Below are 19,446 nucleotides of genomic sequence, written 5' to 3'. Positions count from 1 at the left end.
ATTACTTATGTTGGTAATGGTTAGTAAGTAGAACCAGTAGCTGACTTAGATTTCTACTTTAATGGAAAATCAGGTTTTTATTTAAAAACCAAGATACCCCTCATAACACAGGGGGTTTATCTGGTGGTATATTGGTGGCGGACTGGTGGCAAAACCAAACATATTGCCACCAATTACATCTGTTTATACCATATAAAGAAAAAACAAGGGCCTATTATATCAACGTTTTCTAACTAAATCTGTTATAATCCGATTCCTTTCACTTCCTTGACAGGGAAGGGGTCGTGGGTTCGAATCCCTCACAGGTCATCAACTGCCAGAGGCTTAAATCCTTGATATAACAAGGATTTGGGCCTTTTTTTATTTATTAATACTGAATGCGATGAGAACAACTTGTAGAAATTTCAACACGTCATCATCTTCGTTTGGCATCAAATGGACGTGATTTGTTAACGTGATTGTAGAATCCGAATGTCCTAAACGTGCCACAAGACGATATCTCCCCCTTCAGAAATCAAGATGGAGTGCTGGATATCTTGAAACCTTAAACTAATGGATGTACATATGCCGCTTCAAAATGAAACGTTTCATCACGCGTAACATGTTCCGTGGATCTTGTAGGGTCCCGGTCTCCGTAAAGCTTAATCTCTTTATCTGTAAACATCTTTATACACATTTAACATTTCCCCAAATTCTATTTTCTTCATTATTAAACTACCTATAAGAAGCCTTTTTTTAGTGTCTGGACTATAAATGAGTAATGAGATGGGCTTTTCTTTTTAATTTTCCCTTTCTCTCGTTGGGTTGCAAGAAAGGAATCAAGTATTGCAGCAAAGACGGTATGCTCATTTATTTTATAAACAAAAGGAGATGCCCCTTTTGATTCAAGTATCGGTGGATTCTTTCACTATAAGCATCTGGAGGGATCGGCTTTTTTCTCCTCTTTCTCATTCCATTACATAACACGGGTTCTCAGTTCTAAAAAAGTACTTCAATTAATAAGATTTTATAGTTGTGTGTGATAAGAGGAGGGAACGTATGAAACAATATCGTGTTATTGGAAAAAGCGTTCCAAGGAAAGAAAGTTGGGATAAAGTCTCCGGGAGGGTAAAGTATATTGATGATTTTCAAGAAGTCGGTACATTGCATGTAAAGCTATTGACGAGTCTTTATGCGCATGCCTCTATAGGAAAGGTTGATACAGACGAGGCTTGGAAGGTACCGGGAGTGCGTATGATTGTAACGGGAGAAGACTATCCACTTTTGATTGGGACTACTATTAAGGATCGCCCATTGCTTGCCTTTGACAAGGTTCGGTATTATGGAGAGCCGATTGCAATGGTCATTGCTGATTCCGAAGCGATTGCCATTCAAGCGGTTTCTTCGATACGTGTTACATATAAAGTGCTTCCTGTAGTGAATTCACCTGTGCAGGCTTATCAAAATGATGCCCCTCTTGTTCATGAACAAGTAGAACAATATCAAATAGATCAAGATGCTGACGGAGAGGGGGCGTCCGGAGGTATACATCCGGTGCCAGGTACAAATATAGCGAACCGTCAAGGAATTCGCAAGGGTAATATTGATCGGGGGTTTGCTCAGTCTGATTTCATCGTAGAAGAAATATTTTCCTTTAATCAATCTGATCATACGGCGATAGAAACGAGATGTGCAGATGTAGAAATTAAAAAGACCGGAGAAGTTATAATACACTCTGCCTCTCAGGAACCGTTTGAAATGAAAGAACTGATTAGTGAAACATTTAATATTGATGAAGGAAAGGTGCAAGTTCATATCCCGTTAGTCGGCGGATCGTTTGGTGCTAAAACCAGTGTGCAATTAGAACCGCTGGCATATGTTGCTTCTAAGGCTGTAGGCGGTAGAAGGGTACGGCTACGCAATAGTCGGGAAGAAGACATTGCTACTTCCCCCGTTCATATTGGATTACATGCAAAGGTTAAAATGGGGTGTACAAAGGACGGGAAATTACAAGCAATAAAACTTCATTTTTTATTTGACGGTGGTGCTTATGCAGAAAGAGCAATCCCAGTTAGCAAGGCCGCAGCGTATGATTGTACTGGGCCATACGCTATAAAAAATGTATGGTGTGATTCATTATGTATGTATACAAACCATCCGTATGCAACGGATTTTCGGGGATTTGGGAGAACTGAGGCAGCTTTTGGAGTAGAAAGAACAATAGATATAATGGCAAATAAACTGGGGATGTGTCCGTTGGAATTTCGTTTGAAAAACGCGATACAGCCAGGTGACACGTCGCCTACACAAGTTCTTTTGAATAAAAGTAATCTTGGCGATATCAGGGAATGCTTGTTGCAGCTAAAAGATCTTATTGATTGGGATAGAGGACAACGAATTGACATTTCGGATCGGATCGTACGGACAAAAGGAATTAGTTGTGCGTGGAAGAATGGAGATCCACCTCCAGGTGTTGGAGCAGGTGCCATCTTAACCTTTAACTCCGACGGGTCTGTGAACATTAATAGCGCGGCTGTAGAGATTGGCCAAGGGACGAAAACAGTACTAACACAAATGGTTGCTGAAAAAATGAAATTGAGTGAAGATGAAGTGTTTATACAAATGGAGGTAAATACACAGATGTCTCCTGATAATTGGGAGACTGCAGCGAGTCGAACAACGTTTATGTCCGGAAATGCAGTTCTTAGAGCTGTGGAAGATGCAATCAGGCAATTAAAAAGAACGGCAGCCATTATTTTGAAAGTTCCAGTAGATGAGTTGGAGGTCGCTAATAAAAAAGTATATAAGAAGACCTCACCTAATATTTCAATAGATTTTTCCGAGATTGTGTATGGCTTTATATTTCCAGATGGCAAAGTTGCAGGAACGCAGGTTGTTGGTAGAGGGACATATATGATTCCAGGAATTACGGACATGGATCCGGTAACGGGAAAAGGTGTTCAGGGACCTGAGTGGGGTGTGATAGCACAAGCGGTGGAAGTTGAATTTGACAAAAGGGATAATACTTTTAAGTTAATCCGCGCTGTAAGTGTAGCTGACGCAGGTACAGTATTGAACTATAAAGGCGCTGAAACACAGGTGATGGGCGCGATGAATATGGGACTAAGCTTTGCTACGAGAGAAGGATTTCTGTATGACGACGAGGGCAGAGTCTTAACCACACAATTTCGGTCGTATAAAGTGATGCATTATGGTGAGCAACCCGAGTATATCGTCCGATTCATTGAAAATCCAGTAAAGGGTGCCCCATTTGGTTCCCGGGGACTAGGTGAGCATGGGATAATGGGTATGCCTGCAGCGGTTGCAAATAGTTTATCCCTCGCAGCAAATGTTTCACTACAACAGTTGCCTCTTACTCCAGAGTTCATTTGGAAGACAAGGCTCAAAGCGGGGGAGGTGTATTAATGCTCCCCTTCAATTTTGAATACTATCGCCCTTCTTCGATTAATGAGGCAGTGGAATTATTCGAAAAGCTAGATCAAGATGGGAAGAAACCGATCTATTTAAGCGGTGGAACGGAAATTACTACACTCGGAAGGCTAAATCAGATTTTCACAAAGGCAGTGATTGATGTAAAAGGTATCCCTGAATGTAATGCCCTGGATTTTAAGCAAAATTCTGTTGTTGTTGGAGCAGCCCATACCCTAACACAAGTTTGGGAATCGAAAATATTACCCTTGCTTGGCGAGGCTTGTGTAAAGATAGGGGACCGTACATCGAGGAATCAAATTACGCTGGGAGGAAATCTAGCTAGTCAAATCATCTATCGCGAAGCCGTACTCCCATTGCTGCTATCTAATAGCACTTTTGTAGTCGCGGGCATTGACGGTATTCACCAAATCTCAGTTCATAAGATTTTCAAAGAAAAGCTGCTTTTAAAGCGGGGGGAATTTCTCGTACAAATTAAAGTTAATGGAAAATATCGAAACAAACCATTCTTTATTGAGAAAAAAAGGAAGAGTGAAAGAGTGGATTATCCGCTTATAACCATAGAAACATTAAAAATTGATCGTTCCATTCGGTTAGCGATAAGTGGATTGTGTGCTTTTCCATTTCGATCTTATGAGATGGAGAAGGAGTTAAATAAAACAGGTATATCCCTTGAGGAAAGGATTGACAAGGCCGTGCTTCGAATCCCGGCCCCAGTAATAAGTGATATACGCGGCACAAGTGAATATCGTATATTTGTCCTGCGGAATACACTTCTCGATGCGCTAATTGATTTAGAAGGGGTGAGATAAGTGAATGATGAATTGACGCTTGATATAAATGGAGAACAGCGGGTGGCGACTGTTAGAATGGCAGATACGCTTTTAGATGTTTTAAGGGAAAAACTTGACTTAACAGGAGCCAAGCGCGGCTGTGAGAACGGTGATTGCGGTTCCTGTACGGTGCTTGCAGACGGTTTGCCGGTAAAGTCATGCATGATGCTTGCAGTGGATGCTATCGGTAAGAAGCTCACTACGATCGAAGGATTACATGACGATCCTATGCAGCATGCTTTTATTGAGAAATGGGCTTTTCAGTGCGGGTATTGTACATCAGGATTTATTTTGAACGCTCGTGCGCTCGTGAACCAATATCCAGACGCAACCGATGAGATCATGGAAGAATGGCTCAGTTCTAATATTTGTCGGTGTACTAGTTACCAGGAAATTCGAGAAGCCGTAAAATCGGTTTTAAAGGAGCAGCGTTTCAATGTAGGAAGACCAAGATCAAGAAACAAACGTTAGTATTCCACTGGTAAAGTACATTAATTATGAAATTAGGCTATTTGGTTCCTAAAGAATAAGGCAATGGGTGATCAGATGAGTGAATTCTATCGATATATAAAAAAACTGAATAAACAAAAAGAGGATTACTTCGTAAGGGCAACTGTCTTTGAGGTATTGGGGTCAGCCTATCGGCATAAAGGAGCAACGATGTTCTTCGGAAAAGATGGTAAACAGTATGGTACTTTAAGTGCGGGCTGTTTAGAAGAGGATTTATCTTATCATGCTACGGAAGTGATGACTACTTTACATTCTAAGATTGTTGAATATGATCTATCTTCTGATAACGACATACTGTGGGGAATTGGATCAGGCTGCAATGGGAAGATCAAGGTCCTGCTTGAACCATTCGGGTGGAGCTATGTACCACCAAACCACAATCAGCCAGCATTGCCCGTAATAGAACGGCTTCTCGATGATGGAAAATCCATTTTTATTGTTAAAAGCATAGGAGGGAAAGTAGCAGCAGGGACTATGATTTATTGTTCAAATGATGAAATGGTGACCGGTCATATAATAGACCAAGGCGTTCAGCGAAGATTAGTATCCTATTTAAATGAGTTTTCTGTTTTAGGTACCGAATTTCAGTATACAGTTGTACATGATTTAGAAAGTGAATTTATTTTCGAAAGAATCAAACCTAGGGATACGTTATACATTTTTGGTGCAGGTCCAGATGTGGAGCCTGTTGTTAAACTTACCTCGGCTTTCGATTTTGAAACGATAGTTATTGATCCAAGAAGCGATAGGTGTAATCGAAATTTCTTTCCATCTGCCGACGTTTTAATCAATGAGCATCCCGACGTTTTTTTAAAGGAAAACAGACTACGAGAAAATAGTTATGTCATAATAATGACCCACAATTTCTCTCGGGATAAACAAATATTATCGTTATTATTGGACCAATCTCCTCCCTGCTATATTGGAATATTGGGCTCAAGAGTCAGAACAGAACGTTTACTCCCTCCAAAACAATTGCTTGATAAAATCCATTCCCCAGTGGGCCTAAATATCGGTGCAGAAGGACCAGAGGAAATTAGTATTAGTATTATGGCTCAGCTTATACAATTCAGAAAACTTATTTGTTGAAAAATGAAAAAGGAATATCTTTAATGCCCATCTTTATTGTTGGACTATAAATCCATGGTGAAAAATTTATGAATGATAACATTAGAATTTCTGCTGTAATTCTTGCGTCAGGTATGTCTAAACGAATGGGCACCACTAAACAGCTTTTAATGTTTCAAGGAGTGCCACTCTTGGAATATACAATTCGGAAACTCCTTTTTTTCCCCTTTATTAAAATTTATGCAATTATCGGACACAATTCGAATGAAATCATGAATTTGATTGATATAAAGGATCAACGGTTTGAATGGATTTTTAACAATATGTATCAAGAAGGACAAAGTGCGGCTTTACAAAAAGCCATAAGGACTATAGAAGATGTGGATGGGATGATGGTGTTCTTGGCGGATCAGCCATTGATTCTTGATGAAACAATCAGGCAAGTATTTAATGAAGCTGCAACACGAATGAAAAAACAGGAACCGAAATGTGTCGTACAGCCTTCCTTTTCCGGAAAAAAGGGACATCCGGTGTTCTTTTCATCTACATTGTTTCCTTTTTTTAAGATGCTGCAAGGTGATGAAGGTGGTAAACGTATCATAAACCACTCCAGAAACCACCATATTATACCAGTAGGTGACCCGGGAATTTTGTTCGACATCGATACTCCGGAAGATTATCAGATCCTATTAAGTAAGGATAGTTCAGTACCCTTTCCTGAATAGAAGGATAATTATTTTTATCCTATTGGAATGTAGTCATTGTATAGGTTAATTGTTTACGTTGGAAGTACTGTATATGTATAGATCTATCGCAATTAAAATTTCATGCTAGATTCTTGAATTCTTAAATAGAGTCCGCTTTGACTTCTAATGGCTGGCCGCCGTTTCTGATCCAATTCCACCTCTCTGTCAGCGATTTTCAACATAAGCATAAGGTGACATCATATCTTCGGGGCCTGCCATTTATGAAATATGACACGTATACAAACGAAAATCAACACGTTAATGAAAACGTATACGATGTATGTTAAGGAAACAATAAAATGTGGTCATTTAGGTCTTTGGTTACGGTCTTCGGTCTTAACGGGATTTCCTTTTAAAAAAACAGGACCATATGAAATGGTCTAAGTTCTTCTGTAGTAAATTGGAATGGTTCCTATTGGAGTAATCTGGATTGGAGAAGGGTCCAATACAACTGGTACAGGAGGAAGATGAGAAGGACCAACTTTTTTACCTCTTAGACTTTGTTTATTTCTTTGACCATTATCTAATTTTGGAACGTGTTCGTTAAAGTAGTGGCTCTTATATTGAATGCCATCAATTTCATCATTACGACCAAATAAAAAATCATCAAATTTTCTTTTAGAAGCCATTACGTCACTCCTGATTAAAAGTTTTTCAATTTGTATACCCAATATATACAAAAATCGATTAATTGATTGGGCCAGATGGAGAAACTATTAAGGGTGTTTTCAGTTTTTAAACGTAAAATTTTAAGGGAAAGGGGCGTGTGCTCGAATCCCTCACAGTTCTTCAACTGCCAAAGGGATTAAATCCTTGATATAACAGGGAGTTGGGCTTTTTTTCTGTATAAATTTCTATCGATTTATTCCTTTATGTTTATGCATTGACCAAAGACTTCACAGTATCGGCATGTGACGGTGAATCGTTCGTTGCGTGACGTTAGCCTCTTTGGTACACTATGCAGAAGTACATTTCACTTCGATTGCTAGGATTTGCTATCGAATGGCATAAATATGATGTATGATCTTTACATAAATCATCGTCCTTGTTAGCAGAGGGGTGCTCCCAAACAAAACCTGAAAGTGGGGAGCATACTATCCGTTACTGCATTCGCTCTTAACTTGTGGAACTAGTAACGAAGTGCATAATACAAATCCAATCTTACCTTAACAAAATGTGTTTCTAAGAAAAAAACCATATCTTCCCTCATACAGCAGGAGTTGTATGGGGGCTTGTATTATATGAGGGATTTTCTGTTTAGATACTATAGGAGGAAGCAATGAACAATTATAAATTGACCATTCAATATGATGGCGGGCGCTATAAAGGCTGGCAACGACTCGGTAATAGTGATGATACGATACAAGGGAAAATAGAAAATGTATTAACGGAAATGGCAGGGGAAAAAATTGAGATCATCGGTTGTAGCAGAACGGATGCCGGTGTACATGCCTTTGCTCAAATAGCCAATTTTAAGATCGGTGAAAATCTGACTGAAGCTGAAATCATGAATTATTTGAATAGATATTTACCAAGAGATATCAGCATTGTCGAGGTTAGGCTTGTTCCTGATCGTTTTCATGCCCGTTATAATGCTAAGGATAAAACCTATTTGTATAAAATCTGGAACGAGCCATATACAAATCCTTTCATGCGAAAGTACAGTATGCATGTAGAGGAAAAGCTGGATATCACAAGAATGAAAAAAGCATGTCAATATTTTATAGGCGAACATGATTTTACTTCTTTTTCAAATGCAAAGTCCAAGAAAAAATCCATGGTGCGTGAAATATATTCCATTGATATAGAAGAAAATGACGGCTTCATCGAAATTACAGTGAGAGGCGATGGATTTCTTTATAATATGGTTAGAAAGATTGTCGGGACATTGATAGAAGTTGGGTTGGGTGAAATCGATGCTGAAAATATACCGAGTATTTTAGAGTCAAAAGAAAGAATCCAAACGGGCCGTATGGCGGAGGCAGCTGGGTTGTACTTGGTGAAGGTTGATTTTTAGACCAAATATTGCTGCGTCGGTTAATGCATGTAAAGTGGACAGGCAGTAGAAAATACGAAAGAAGGGGAGATTTGATGAGGTTAGCAGGAAAGAAAATTATCAGTCTTGTGCACCATGATTTTGAAGATTTAGAGCTCTGGTATCCGATCTTACGATTAAAAGAAGAGGGAGCGATCGTTCACCTCGCTGGAGAAAAGGCGAATGAAACATACATTGGAAAATATGGTGTACCAGCCGTATCCGATTATGAGTATGGCAGTATTAAAGCTGAAGAATATGATGCCATTCTTGTCCCGGGCGGTTGGGCACCTGACAAAATTCGTCGATTTCCTGAAGTGATATCACTTATCCAAAGTATGGAAGAAAATAAAAAACCCATCGGGCAAATTTGTCACGCTGGTTGGGTATTGATTTCTGCTAAAATTTTACAAGGGAAAAATGTAACGAGTACCCCTGGCATTAAATATGATATGGAAAATGCAGGGGCAACTTGGATAGATAGGCCCGTCGTAGTAGATGGAAACCTTGTATCAAGCAGACGTCCGCCTGATCTACCGGATTATTTAAGGGAATTGATTTCCGTGATTGAAAAACGTTAAAACATAATAGGGTGAAAAAGTGGTTTTTCCTTCTGGAAAAACCACTTTTAATTATTCCTGCCCCGAATGCGAAATATGAAAATAAGAAGGAGTATTTTCACACATTCTAGCCAATTAACCAGCTTAATAGGATGAAACAAAATTGACAGGGCAGGGGCCCCGGATTCGAATCCCTTACAGGTGATCCGAACGGCGAAAGCATTTGCTAAGCAAAGTTCTTGCCGTTTATTTATTTTTCATTTTAAAAATCCTTACCCTTCGAATGCATAGCACAAAGTCTACACAGAAACTCCACGAGACGGTCAATTTGTCTTATTGCTTGCTGTTAAGTTCCTTCATGGGTGCGCATTTGGACTCAGCGATTCTTTACTTATGATGATAATAGTCGAAAGGGTACAAAAAATTATTACCTTCATTGATCCTTAATCAAATCAATATACAAATTTCCTTTTGTCCCTACGACAGCATATGAGATGTCAAAAACAGCAAGGTTTCTTTTTTTGAGTTCAGCCATTAACCATTCGTCATCGTATGTATGTTTGGATAAGTTGTCATATAAGATCTTCCCATCATAGATCAGTTCTAATGGTACTGTTCCTGCTGAGGGCAGTAGAGGTAAATCCTGCTTGGTGGCATTTTGGTATTGGTTTTTTTTTAATACAGAGAGGGAGCCATTTATTTCTAAAATGGCACATTCCACTTCTTCCATGTTGAAGATATCTTTTCCTCGCAAAGCCTGCTTAAGAGAATCCAGTGAATACCCCATTCGCTCCATTGTCCCTTCGAGAATTTCTCCCTTTTGTATTAAGATAGTAGGTTCTCCAGCGATCCATTTCCCGAAGCGCGGATTTCGAACGGCTAGAAGATTCAGCATAAAAACGACGGTACCCATTATTATAAGTGCAATGATAAAATACAGGAATTTAATTTTAATATTGAAAGCTAGATTTCCTGCAATTGTTCCCATCGTTATTGAAGCAATATAAAGGTGATAGGTCCTCTGGGCAATCGTCTGTTTTCCGAGCAGCTGGACAAATAGCCATAATAAAATAAATGAGGTAAAGGTTCGAAAGATGATTTCAACAGATCCAGCCATGACTATTTCTCCCTTACAAAACTCCCGACAATTCGTTTTTAATAGTGTGTTCTTACAGGAAGCCATTTATTCTGTAACTAAAAAAGGAAAAAGACAAGATACCGTCTTTCGATTGGGAACCCATCTTACATAAATTGATAGATTTATTCCATTGGTGGGAGGTCAATAAAAATTAATCATTTTATGAAACGTACTTCCTTTTAAACTAGGCAGTGCTATACGCTTTTTTTATTTGGTTTGAAAAATCCATGGATATGTTTACTTAGTATTGATTAAGAAATTTCTTCGAATAATAGTATCAAAATACTTTTGTACGGGGGTATGTTTTGAGAAATATTCGGGAAATTTTCATTGACGATTTAAAGAGCATTTATAAAAACTTCTTTGTTTGGATCGTTGTTATTTTTCTTATGTTCATCCCGTCCATTTATGCATGGTTTAATATTGTCGCGTCTTGGGACCCATATGGAAACACGGAAGGGATCCTCGTCGGTGTGTCCAATAATGATAAAGGTGCGGAGTTAAATGGTAAAACCGTGAATTTAGGAAAAGAAGTCATAGAGGGTTTAAAGGGGAATAAAGATTTAGGCTGGAGATTCACAAATGAAAAAGATGCGATTGCAAAGGTGGAAAAGGGGGATTATTACGCAACGATCATTATTCCAGAGAATTTTTCGGAACATATCGCGACCATCATGACGGATGACCCAATGAAAGCGGAGATTGATTACTATGTGAATGAAAAAATCAATTCCATTGCTCCTAAAATTACCGCTGCAGGAGCCAACAGCATTGTAGACAATGTGAGCAAAAGCTTTATTAAATCAGCTAGTGGGAGTATCCTTTCCATCTTTAATGAACTGGGTATCACGTTGCAAAATGAGTTGCCAACCATTCAAAAAATGAAAAATATGGTGTATTTATTAGAGGGGGAACTGCCTGAACTTGAAAAAAATATCAAAACTGTTCGAACACATGTAAAAAGGGCAGAGGATATCATTAAGATGGTAAATGATGGTCTTGATGCAATAGAAGGAATAACGTCGCAGAAGGATAAATTGGAGTCTGACGTTTCTAGTTATGTAGATTCAACAAGGCAGGCTTTCGAAGAAATGAATCCACTCTTGCAAAATGATATTGCGAATTTAAGGAGTGATAATGAATCCATATTAGTGCTGGCAAACCGGTTAACGGATCAGGATTTGCCGGGCAATGAAGCGGATCAGTTAGTTGATCAAGGGATAACGAGGATAAATAAAGAGTTGTACCTTTTGGACAGCATGTTTAACTTATTGGTGAGAGTCAATCAATTTAGTGCAAAAAACGGGCTTCAACCAGAAATACAGCTAGTAGATGATCTTCGGGATAATGTTTCGAAACAACTTCAAGCGCTGAATGATCGCTCCTTCGGCTCACTTATAAATCTTGGTGAGAACAATGATCAAGTCTTGGCAAGCTTCCAGGATAACTATTCAAAGGATACAGGTCCAAAATTCAATGCAATATGGAATGAAACGGATTCCATATTGCAGAAAGTTCAGCTTACGATGACGGAGGGCAGCCAGGTTCTTCCTGAAGTGAGGACACTATTGAATGAGACCAATCGAACGTTGGAAACACGTACAGGAGAAATCGATGAATTACAGGAAAAGTTTCCGGAAATAGAATCGAAAATAACGGCTCTAGCATCTAAAATGAGAGAAATCGATAAGTCTTATAATATGGAAGAAGTGATTGCGTTCCTGAGGAATGACATTGAACAAGAAAGTGACTTTTTTTCAGAACCAGTACTGCTCAATAAACACAGTTTATTTCCAATCCCAAACTATGGATCTGCCATGTCTCCTTTCTTCACGGCATTATCCCTATGGGTGGGCGGCACAATTTTGATTTCCATGCTTAGCGTAGGTGTTTCTCATAAAGTTTACAGCCCGTATCAAGTTTATATTGGGCGGTACCTTATATTCTTCATCATTGGATTAATGCAGGCACTTAGTGTTTCCATTGGGAATATTATCCTGATTGATGTGTATGTAGCGGATAAATTTGAGTACATCATGTTTTCTGTCTTGATAAGTACAGTATTTACACTCATTGTGTATACGTTGGTTTCAGTTCTAGGTAATGTTGGAAAAGGGTTGAGTGTAGTCTTGATGGTCCTTCAAATATCAAGTTCAGGCGGCACCTTCCCCATTCAAGTGACACCGCCCTTTTTCCAACATATCAACCCCTTTTTGCCATTCACCTATGCCGTTGGCTTACTTCGTGAATCGGTTGGTGGAATAACCTGGAGCGTTGCTGGCAAGGATATTTTCATCCTGTTTCTCTTTTTATTAATCGCGTTCCTTATAGGTATCATTTTGAAAAAGCCCTTGCATGCTAGGACGCAAAAGATGAAGGATAAATTGTATGGAAGCAGGATTTTCTAGATATTAAATGTTTATGGGGGACCTTGAAATGCAAGGCACTCAAGATGCCTCATTAAATTATAAAATCAGCCTGAGCCTTAATAAAAGGGCTCAGGCCTTTTGTGTGAAGTAAGGAATTTGTCAAGTGAGTTTTTGATATGGGCATGGAATTGAAAGCTAAATAGAAAGATATCAAAAAATTAGAATTTTTGCATTTTTATAGTTGACAAAAACCATTGGATTAATCATTATTAAGAAATAATGTTTTGTGAATCGATGCGATATAAAAGTGGGGTGACTTTATGTATTTAACAATAGATGGCATAGAAAAAAGTTTTTCGAATGAACATAAAGAACGCACAAAGGTACTTGACGAGATTAACATAGAGGTCGAGAAAGGAAGTTTCGTTTCCATCGTCGGACCATCGGGTTGCGGGAAATCGACACTCCTTTATCTAATCGCTGGCCTTGATAAGGCTGATAAAGGTGAAATACGTGTAGCTGGAAAAAAGGTGATGAAGCCTGGACCGGAACGGGTGGTAGTTTTTCAAGAGGCTGGGTTATTTCCCTGGTTAACGGTACTTGAAAATGTTACATACGGCTTGAAGCTAAAGAAAATGCCCAAAGAAGAGGCTAAATCGAAGGCAATGGACATTTTAAAAATGGTTCATCTCAGCCGTTATGTGGACTCCTATCCACATCAACTATCAGGGGGCATGAAACAGAGGGTAGCCATCGCAAGAGCGCTGGTGATGGAACCGGATATTCTCTTGATGGATGAGCCATTTTCTGCGCTTGATGAGCAAACGAGGATGGTCTTGCATAAAGAGTTGCTCGAAATCTGGAGAAAAACAAAGGTGACAATCTTTTTCGTTACCCATAATATTCGTGAGGCCGTTCAGCTTTCCGAAAAAATTATCGTCTTTGCAACCCGTCCCGGGAAAATTAAAGAGACGATTTCCGTCCCTTCCATGAAAGATGGAGTTATGCCGGATAGTGTAACTTTACATACTGAACAAAGGGTTCTATCTATCTTGCAGGAGGAAATTGAAAAAGTGTTGAAGGAGGAAATGGGGAATGATTACAGCTTTAAGACGAATCATATTCATCGCGATGATAGCGGGGATATGGGAAGTCACATCTAGATTATCCAGTCTTCCGGATTTCATGTTCCCGAGCCTGACTCAGGTTTTGGAAACTTTGTTTAAAGGGCTAGTAAGCGGACAAATAACCGAAGCTATCGGAAAAAGCCTCGGCCGTATCCTGATAGGCTTTACGATTGCCATTATAGTAGGTCTGATATTAGGCTATTTCATTTGGCGCTTCAAACTGGTTGAAGACACTTTAGGATTCGTCGTGACGGCCTTACAGTCCATCCCGAGTATCGTTTGGTTCCCTTTAGCGATCATTTGGTTTGGGTTGAATGATTTCTCGATTCTCTTTATCGTCACCATCGGTGCAACATGGACGATGACAGTTAATGCAACCAGCGGATTCCGAAATGTGCCCCAGTTGTATCAACGGGTTGCCAAAACATATGGATCGACAGGTTTTCACTTTCTGCGCACCGTGATTTTACCAGCTTCCGTCCCGCAAATAATTTCCGGACTTCGAATTGCGTGGGCATTTTCCTGGCGCGCATTGATGGCTGGTGAATTGCTTGGCGGAGGAGGCGGTCTTGGACAATTGCTTGAAATGGGCAGATCATTGGGTCAAATGGATTTGGTCATCTCCGTAATGATCATTATCGCAATTATCGGAACAATCGTCGATAATGTAGTCTTCTCCCGTCTCGAACGTAGTGTTCAACTTAAATGGGGAGTGAATCAACGGTAGTTTAATAAGATCATAGTAAAAAAGGAGAGAAAATATGAAAAAATCATTTTTTGCCCTTATTTTGTCTGTATTGTTCATCGGAATAGTAAGCGGGTGCACCCAGTCCACCAGTAAAGACGAGGGAAAGGGTTCTGGGAAACAAACCGTGAAAATTGGATATTTTCCTAATTTAACTCATAGTGCAACGATCATTGCGCTTGAAAAAGGCTATTTTGAAGAAGAGTTCGGTAAAGATGTTAAGATAGAAACCAAAACGGTGGCAAATGGCGGATTATTTATGGAAGCAATGGCTACAAACGCTATTGACGTCGGAACTGTCGGACCTGGTCCTTTGCTTAACTTTTACGTTAAAAACCCGGAATACCACCTAATCTCTGGAGCAGTTAATGGCGGTGCCGTTCTTGTGGCAAGTGAGGGAAGCAAGGTTACGGATTTAAAAGATTTGGATGGTAAAAAGGTAGCGATTCCCGTCATAGGTAGTACACAGGATGTCATGCTTAGAAAAGCGCTTCAAGATGTTGACTTAAAACCGTCTACAAATGGGGGAACAGTTGAGCTATATGCATCAGCACCTGCTGATACAACCGCTCTTTTTGTCCAAAAGTCAGTCGATGCAGCAGCGACACAGGAACCATGGGGATACGTATTGGAAAACCAGGCAAAGGGAAAGTTAGTGCTTGACTGGGATCAGTTTGCATGGGGAAAAGATTCACCAAACACTGTAGTGGCTGCAAGCCAGAAGTTCTTGGATAAAAAAGGTCTCGCTGCTTCCTATTTGAAAGCGCATAAGAAAGCGGTGGATTTTATTCGAAAAAATCCTGAAGAAAGCCAAGAACTAGTTATTAAGCATTTGAAGAAACTGACTGGAAAAGAATTAAGTAAAGAAGAAGTTGCCTCGGCATTTTCACGCCTTGAAGTGACAACTGATGTGAATGAGCAAGTCATTCAAGAAATGGCTGATATAAGCAAAGAGGCGGGTTATATTCCTAGCAGTGATATTAAAGGCCTGATCGATTTATCCATTCTTGGAGAAGTCACCAAGTAACTTGAAATAAGAAGGCGCCTCAGCCGTTCGGGCTTAGGCGTCTTTTTGTAATGAAGTTAGGAATGTTTATTCACTCCTGCAAACAATGACTCCCTGCTATGGACAGACGTGATTCAATGCTTGAATAACTTGATCAACCTCTTCCCAGGAATGGATGGTTGCACCTGAAGCCAATGAATGTCCGCCCCCATTGAATTGACGGGCTACGGAATCGATGGGAATATTCCGCGAACGAATCCTGACACGGATTTCCTTAGGATATTCGATGAAAAACGCCCAGATCTTGCTACCTCTAATGCTTGAAAGCGTATTGATTAAATTCGAAGCTTCGACTCGGTCTACTCCATACATATTTATCAGATCCTCCGTAATAAAGAAGTAAGCTACCCCTTTGTTGGTTATCCTGTAGGTCATGAGAATGTCTTTTTGAAGCCTTGAAGAGTTTGGCGTTTTTGTATTAAGAAAGTTATGGATTCTTTCTGGCTGAAAATTATAAGTTCTTAAATGCGAAACCATTTTTAAAGTTCTAGGAGTGATATTCCCATTCATGAAATTCCCTGTATCACTAAGTATCCCTGCATAAAGTGCTTTAGCCGTTTCTTTATTCAGGAAAAAGTCTTCTTGAAATTCCATACTTAATTCAACAAGCATTTCGCATGTAGAGCTATAAGAAGGGTCGACCCAAGAAATGTCGCCAAATAATTCATATTCGGGATGGTGGTCAATTTTGATCAGCATATCCCCGAGTTCATGGCGGGGATCACTGATTCGTGAAATGTTGGCAGTATCACACACAATCACCAAAGCCCCTTTATATTTGTTATCGGTAATGACATCCATTTCACCAATGAATAAAAGCCTATCCACTTCATCGCCTACCACAAAAACTTCCTTGGAAGGGTAAGAGTGCTTCAAAAGCCGTTGGAAGCCGATTTGTGATCCCAATGCATCGGGGTCCGGATTAACATGGCGGTGAATGATTATCGTTGGGTATTTCTTGATCGCTTCGATTATTTCCTTTTTTATATTGACCATATTGCCATCTCCCTTTGAATCTTTCCTTGTTTGTCGAGCGTTAATGGATCGTACGAATCATTTAAGTATCTCCAATCATCACATTTAACACGAATAAAGGCAATTTCAAATACTGTGTATTGTATTTAAGAATATTTAGGCATTACCAATTGACCATCAAACAAAATTATTGCAAAATTCAAATAATGGATTTATACTTAATTTACCAAACCGATGACAGCAAGTTACCTTGTTGCATGGCCGGCTTGTTATAAATCTGGAATTCATAAAAATTGACTTGGTTCACTTGATCTTCCTTTGCAGGAAGACAGTGCGTGGATAAGGGTCAGTGAAACGTTCAATGTAAGTACATTGTTTGTTTTACTGGCTCTTTTTTTGTATCGCGATAGTTTGAAAGGGGTGATGATATGAATGGAGCTTTGGAAGGAGTCAGGATCATTGATGTCTCCCGTGTTTTGGCAGGGCCGTTTTGTACAATGATTCTTGGTGATTTGGGTGCCGATGTTATTAAAATCGAGCATCATGAATCAGGTGATGAAACGAGAGGATGGGGTCCGCCTTTCGCCCAAGGAGAAAGCGCTTACTATTTATGTGCGAATCGAAATAAGCAAAGCATGACCTTGAATTTAAAGTCGGAACAAGGGAAAGAGATTTTCCGGAAGTTGGTGTCTTCCGGGGATATAGTGATTCAAAATTTCAAGACGGGCACCTTGGAAAAAATGGGATTAGGTTATGAAGAATTAAAGGAATTCAACCCCAAACTGATCATGGCCTCGATTACTGGATTCGGTTTAACCGGTCCTTATAAAGATTTACCTGGCTATGATTATATCATTCAAGCGATGAGCGGTTTGATGAGCATTACAGGAGAAAAGGATGGGAACCCCGTAAAAGTCGGTGTGGCCATAGCTGACATATTGACTGGCTTATATACATGCATTGGCATTTTATCAGCTTTACATCATAGGGATAAAGCGGGGGAAGGACAGGAAATAGATATTTCGTTAATGGATTGTCAGGTATCTTCACTAGTGAATGTCGCCAGCAACTATTTATTCAACGGTTTGACCCCTGAACGAATGGGAAACCAACACCCAAATATCGTTCCATATCAAACATTTCGTACAAGCGATGGAGAGCTCGTGGTGGCTGTAGGGAATGATGAACAGTTCAGGCGATTCACAACTGTTATAGGCAAACCCGATTTAGCGGAGCGAGAACAGTTTAAGCATAACGAAAATCGTTTGCTGAACAAGGAAGAATTAATATCTATAATAGAGGATTCATTGAAAGGAAAGACAAAGAAAGAGTGGAAAATGCTGTTTGATGATGCAGGAATACCGAATGGTCCGATTAATGATATTGCAGAGATGTTCGAAGATCCACAAATCATTGCAAGGGGAATGTTGGTGAAAATGGAACATCCTACAATCCAAGACCTTAGAATGACAGGATCGCCCCTTAACCTTTCAAAAACCCCTGTCACGATGAGAAACCACCCACCGCTGTATGGAGAGCACACCGATACCATTTTGGCAGAAATAGGGTATGACCCGGACCAAATAATCAAATTTAAGCAAAATAAAATTATTTAGGAGGAATTTTGATGATGAATTTCGAATTAACAGAAGAGCAGCAAAGCGTGAAAAAAGTGGTAAGGAAATTTGTCGATAAGGAAATTATCCCATATATTCAAGAATGGGATAGGCAAGGTCAATTTCAACCCCATATTTTAAAAAGACTAGCTGAATTACAATTGATGGGCGTCTGTATACCCGAAGAGTATGGCGGGGTCGGAATGGATTATAATACCCTGGCAATCGTTTGTGAAGAGTTGGAGAGAGGCGATACGGCTTACCGAACTGCAGTGTCTGTACATACAGGCTTGAATAGCATGACTCTGTTGCAATGGGGGACGGAAGAACAAAAACAGAAATATTTAGTTCCGCAAGCAAAAGGGACCAAGATTGGTGCTTTTGGTCTGACTGAACCGAATGCAGGGTCTGATGTAGCGGCAATGAAATCAACGGCAAAGCGTGTTGGGGATCATTATATTTTAAATGGGTCTAAAACATGGATTTCACTCTGTGATTATGCGGATCATTTCCTCATATTTGCCAAGACCGATCATGATCTTGGTTCAAAGGGAATTACTGCTTTCATTGTAGAAAGAACTTTTGAGGGCGTGGAGTCGAAAGCCATTAAAGGCAAATTAGGAATTCGTGCAGGGAATACAGGCGAAATCTTTTTAACGGATGTAAAAGTTCCGGTGGAGAATAGGGTTGGTGAAGAGGGAGAAGGCTTTAAAATTTCCATGTCGGCATTGGACAGTGGCCGGTTTACAGTGGCCGCTGGTGCTGTAGGATTAATTGAAGCAAGCCTGGAAGCAAGCTTGAAGTATTGCCATGAACGAAGTACATTTGGAAAAGAGATTGGCAGGCATCAGCTAGTTCAACAGATGATCGCCAAGATGACTGCAAATTTAGAGATATCAAGATTACTGGTCTTTAAAGCGGGGACTTTAAAAAACCAAGGAAAACGGAATACGAAGGAAACATCCCTTGCTAAGTGGGTGTCATGTAATGCTGCTAATGAAGCAGCCAATGATGCCGTTCAAATCCATGGCGCCTATGGCTACTCTGATGAATATCCGGTCGAACGTTTTCTGCGGAATTCAAAAGCTCCGGTCATTTACGAGGGAACCCGTGAAATTCATACTGTGATGCAGGGTGAATACGCACTTGGCTACAGAAAAGATAAAGAGCTTCGAAAGCAATTGCCTGCATGGCCCTTCGAGCAAGTTTCCGTACATTAATTATATAGA

Annotated in this window: 18 protein-coding genes and 1 tRNA gene; 14 read left to right on the top strand and 5 right to left on the bottom strand. The window is 39.8% G+C overall.

Annotated features, from left to right (window positions below):
- Positions 1-208: 208 nt before the first annotated feature.
- Positions 209-309, top strand: a tRNA-Ser gene (locus ACFWE9_RS06405).
- Between the two features lie 51 nt (positions 310-360).
- On the opposite strand, the gene ACFWE9_RS06400 is transcribed toward ACFWE9_RS06405, so the two are convergent.
- Complete coding sequence (locus tag ACFWE9_RS06400; RefSeq protein ID WP_290370568.1) at positions 361-489, bottom strand: hypothetical protein; 129 nt, start codon at positions 487-489, stop codon at positions 361-363.
- A 55-nt stretch (positions 490-544) separates the two neighbouring features.
- On the bottom strand, positions 545-676 hold the full coding sequence (locus tag ACFWE9_RS06395; protein WP_290370567.1) for a hypothetical protein: 132 nt from the start codon (positions 674-676) through the stop codon (positions 545-547).
- Between the two features lie 362 nt (positions 677-1,038).
- On the opposite strand from ACFWE9_RS06395, the gene ACFWE9_RS06390 reads away from it, so the two are divergent.
- The 5 genes from ACFWE9_RS06390 to ACFWE9_RS06370 all read left to right on the top strand — a co-directional run bounded on the left by ACFWE9_RS06390 (position 1,039) and on the right by ACFWE9_RS06370 (position 6,565).
- Positions 1,039-3,405 carry a xanthine dehydrogenase family protein molybdopterin-binding subunit gene (locus ACFWE9_RS06390; RefSeq protein WP_230157804.1) on the top strand — a complete coding sequence of 789 codons (2,367 nt, stop codon included), beginning with the start codon at positions 1,039-1,041 and terminating at the stop codon, positions 3,403-3,405.
- The gene (locus ACFWE9_RS06385) at positions 3,405-4,241 is read left to right on the top strand and encodes an FAD binding domain-containing protein (protein ID WP_230157802.1); all 837 of its coding nucleotides are present in this window, start codon (positions 3,405-3,407) and stop codon (positions 4,239-4,241) included. Before ACFWE9_RS06390 ends, ACFWE9_RS06385 begins: the two co-directional genes overlap by 1 nt.
- The gene (locus ACFWE9_RS06380) at positions 4,242-4,733 is read left to right on the top strand and encodes a (2Fe-2S)-binding protein (protein WP_290370566.1); all 492 of its coding nucleotides are present in this window, start codon (positions 4,242-4,244) and stop codon (positions 4,731-4,733) included.
- Positions 4,734-4,808: 75 nt separating this feature from the next.
- On the top strand, positions 4,809-5,861 hold the full coding sequence (locus tag ACFWE9_RS06375; protein WP_230157801.1) for an XdhC family protein: 1,053 nt from the start codon (positions 4,809-4,811) through the stop codon (positions 5,859-5,861).
- A 68-nt stretch (positions 5,862-5,929) separates the two neighbouring features.
- A complete protein-coding gene (locus ACFWE9_RS06370; RefSeq protein ID WP_230157800.1) occupies positions 5,930-6,565 on the top strand; it encodes a nucleotidyltransferase family protein in 636 nt (211 codons plus the stop codon).
- Between the two features lie 401 nt (positions 6,566-6,966).
- Here the strand turns inward: ACFWE9_RS06370 and ACFWE9_RS06365 are convergent, their stop codons facing one another.
- A complete protein-coding gene (locus ACFWE9_RS06365; protein WP_230157798.1) occupies positions 6,967-7,215 on the bottom strand; it encodes a hypothetical protein in 249 nt (82 codons plus the stop codon).
- Between the two features lie 650 nt (positions 7,216-7,865).
- On the opposite strand from ACFWE9_RS06365, the gene truA reads away from it, so the two are divergent.
- Together truA and ACFWE9_RS06355 are read left to right on the top strand one after the other, a co-directional pair.
- The gene (truA, locus tag ACFWE9_RS06360; RefSeq protein WP_230157796.1) at positions 7,866-8,603 is read left to right on the top strand and encodes a tRNA pseudouridine(38-40) synthase TruA; all 738 of its coding nucleotides are present in this window, start codon (positions 7,866-7,868) and stop codon (positions 8,601-8,603) included.
- Between the two features lie 74 nt (positions 8,604-8,677).
- Positions 8,678-9,202, top strand: a complete 525-nt coding sequence (locus ACFWE9_RS06355) for a type 1 glutamine amidotransferase domain-containing protein (RefSeq protein ID WP_377356088.1) — start codon at positions 8,678-8,680, stop codon at positions 9,200-9,202.
- A gap of 412 nt (positions 9,203-9,614) precedes the next feature.
- Here the strand turns inward: ACFWE9_RS06355 and ACFWE9_RS06350 are convergent, their stop codons facing one another.
- On the bottom strand, positions 9,615-10,298 hold the full coding sequence (locus ACFWE9_RS06350; protein ID WP_230157792.1) for a DUF421 domain-containing protein: 684 nt from the start codon (positions 10,296-10,298) through the stop codon (positions 9,615-9,617).
- A 326-nt stretch (positions 10,299-10,624) separates the two neighbouring features.
- Between ACFWE9_RS06350 and ACFWE9_RS06345 the strand changes: the two genes are divergently transcribed.
- The 4 genes from ACFWE9_RS06345 (at position 10,625) to ACFWE9_RS06330 (ending at position 15,587) form a co-directional block, all read left to right on the top strand.
- Entirely contained in the window at positions 10,625-12,727 is a 2,103-nt protein-coding gene (locus ACFWE9_RS06345; protein ID WP_377356086.1) for a YhgE/Pip domain-containing protein, read from the top strand.
- A 281-nt stretch (positions 12,728-13,008) separates the two neighbouring features.
- Positions 13,009-13,851, top strand: a complete 843-nt coding sequence (locus ACFWE9_RS06340) for an ABC transporter ATP-binding protein (RefSeq protein ID WP_230157789.1) — start codon at positions 13,009-13,011, stop codon at positions 13,849-13,851.
- Positions 13,784-14,542 carry an ABC transporter permease gene (locus ACFWE9_RS06335; protein WP_377356083.1) on the top strand — a complete coding sequence of 253 codons (759 nt, stop codon included), beginning with the start codon at positions 13,784-13,786 and terminating at the stop codon, positions 14,540-14,542. The genes ACFWE9_RS06340 and ACFWE9_RS06335 overlap by 68 nt, the downstream gene beginning before the upstream one ends.
- Positions 14,543-14,576: 34 nt before the next feature.
- On the top strand, positions 14,577-15,587 hold the full coding sequence (locus tag ACFWE9_RS06330; RefSeq protein WP_230157785.1) for an aliphatic sulfonate ABC transporter substrate-binding protein: 1,011 nt from the start codon (positions 14,577-14,579) through the stop codon (positions 15,585-15,587).
- 96 nt (positions 15,588-15,683) lie between these two features.
- Here the strand turns inward: ACFWE9_RS06330 and ACFWE9_RS06325 are convergent, their stop codons facing one another.
- A complete protein-coding gene (locus ACFWE9_RS06325) occupies positions 15,684-16,622 on the bottom strand; it encodes a DHH family phosphoesterase (protein WP_230157784.1) in 939 nt (312 codons plus the stop codon).
- Positions 16,623-17,029: 407 nt separating this feature from the next.
- Between ACFWE9_RS06325 and ACFWE9_RS06320 the strand changes: the two genes are divergently transcribed.
- Positions 17,030-18,217 (top strand): CaiB/BaiF CoA transferase family protein, encoded by a 1,188-nt coding sequence (locus ACFWE9_RS06320; RefSeq protein WP_377356079.1) that lies wholly within the window; start codon positions 17,030-17,032, stop codon positions 18,215-18,217.
- Between the two features lie 14 nt (positions 18,218-18,231).
- A complete protein-coding gene (locus ACFWE9_RS06315) occupies positions 18,232-19,437 on the top strand; it encodes an acyl-CoA dehydrogenase family protein (protein ID WP_230157884.1) in 1,206 nt (401 codons plus the stop codon).
- Positions 19,438-19,446 lie beyond the last annotated feature (9 nt).

This window comes from Peribacillus sp. NPDC060253 (assembly GCF_042727425.1).
GTDB lineage: Bacteria > Bacillota > Bacilli > Bacillales > DSM-1321 > Peribacillus.
Note: the sequence above shows the minus strand (reverse complement) of the source record. Positions and strands in the feature narration are given on the sequence as shown.

Bases quoted from the DNA above. Each gene is read 5' to 3' on its own strand.
- ACFWE9_RS06355 (WP_377356088.1), top strand. From the start codon at position 8,678: ATGAGGTTAGCAGGAAAGAAAATTATCAGTCTTGTGCACCATGATTTT.
- ACFWE9_RS06375 (WP_230157801.1), top strand. From the start codon at position 4,809: ATGAGTGAATTCTATCGATATATAAAAAAACTGAATAAACAAAAAGAG.
- ACFWE9_RS06395 (WP_290370567.1), bottom strand. From the start codon at position 676: ATGTGTATAAAGATGTTTACAGATAAAGAGATTAAGCTTTACGGAGAC.
- truA (WP_230157796.1), top strand. From the start codon at position 7,866: ATGAACAATTATAAATTGACCATTCAATATGATGGCGGGCGCTATAAA.
- ACFWE9_RS06325 (WP_230157784.1), bottom strand. From the start codon at position 16,622: ATGGTCAATATAAAAAAGGAAATAATCGAAGCGATCAAGAAATACCCA.
- ACFWE9_RS06390 (WP_230157804.1), top strand. From the start codon at position 1,039: ATGAAACAATATCGTGTTATTGGAAAAAGCGTTCCAAGGAAAGAAAGT.
- ACFWE9_RS06385 (WP_230157802.1), top strand. From the start codon at position 3,405: ATGCTCCCCTTCAATTTTGAATACTATCGCCCTTCTTCGATTAATGAG.
- ACFWE9_RS06340 (WP_230157789.1), top strand. From the start codon at position 13,009: ATGTATTTAACAATAGATGGCATAGAAAAAAGTTTTTCGAATGAACAT.
- ACFWE9_RS06370 (WP_230157800.1), top strand. From the start codon at position 5,930: ATGAATGATAACATTAGAATTTCTGCTGTAATTCTTGCGTCAGGTATG.
- ACFWE9_RS06315 (WP_230157884.1), top strand. From the start codon at position 18,232: ATGAATTTCGAATTAACAGAAGAGCAGCAAAGCGTGAAAAAAGTGGTA.
- ACFWE9_RS06335 (WP_377356083.1), top strand. From the start codon at position 13,784: ATGATTACAGCTTTAAGACGAATCATATTCATCGCGATGATAGCGGGG.
- ACFWE9_RS06330 (WP_230157785.1), top strand. From the start codon at position 14,577: ATGAAAAAATCATTTTTTGCCCTTATTTTGTCTGTATTGTTCATCGGA.
- ACFWE9_RS06320 (WP_377356079.1), top strand. From the start codon at position 17,030: ATGAATGGAGCTTTGGAAGGAGTCAGGATCATTGATGTCTCCCGTGTT.
- ACFWE9_RS06365 (WP_230157798.1), bottom strand. From the start codon at position 7,215: ATGGCTTCTAAAAGAAAATTTGATGATTTTTTATTTGGTCGTAATGAT.
- ACFWE9_RS06350 (WP_230157792.1), bottom strand. From the start codon at position 10,298: ATGGCTGGATCTGTTGAAATCATCTTTCGAACCTTTACCTCATTTATT.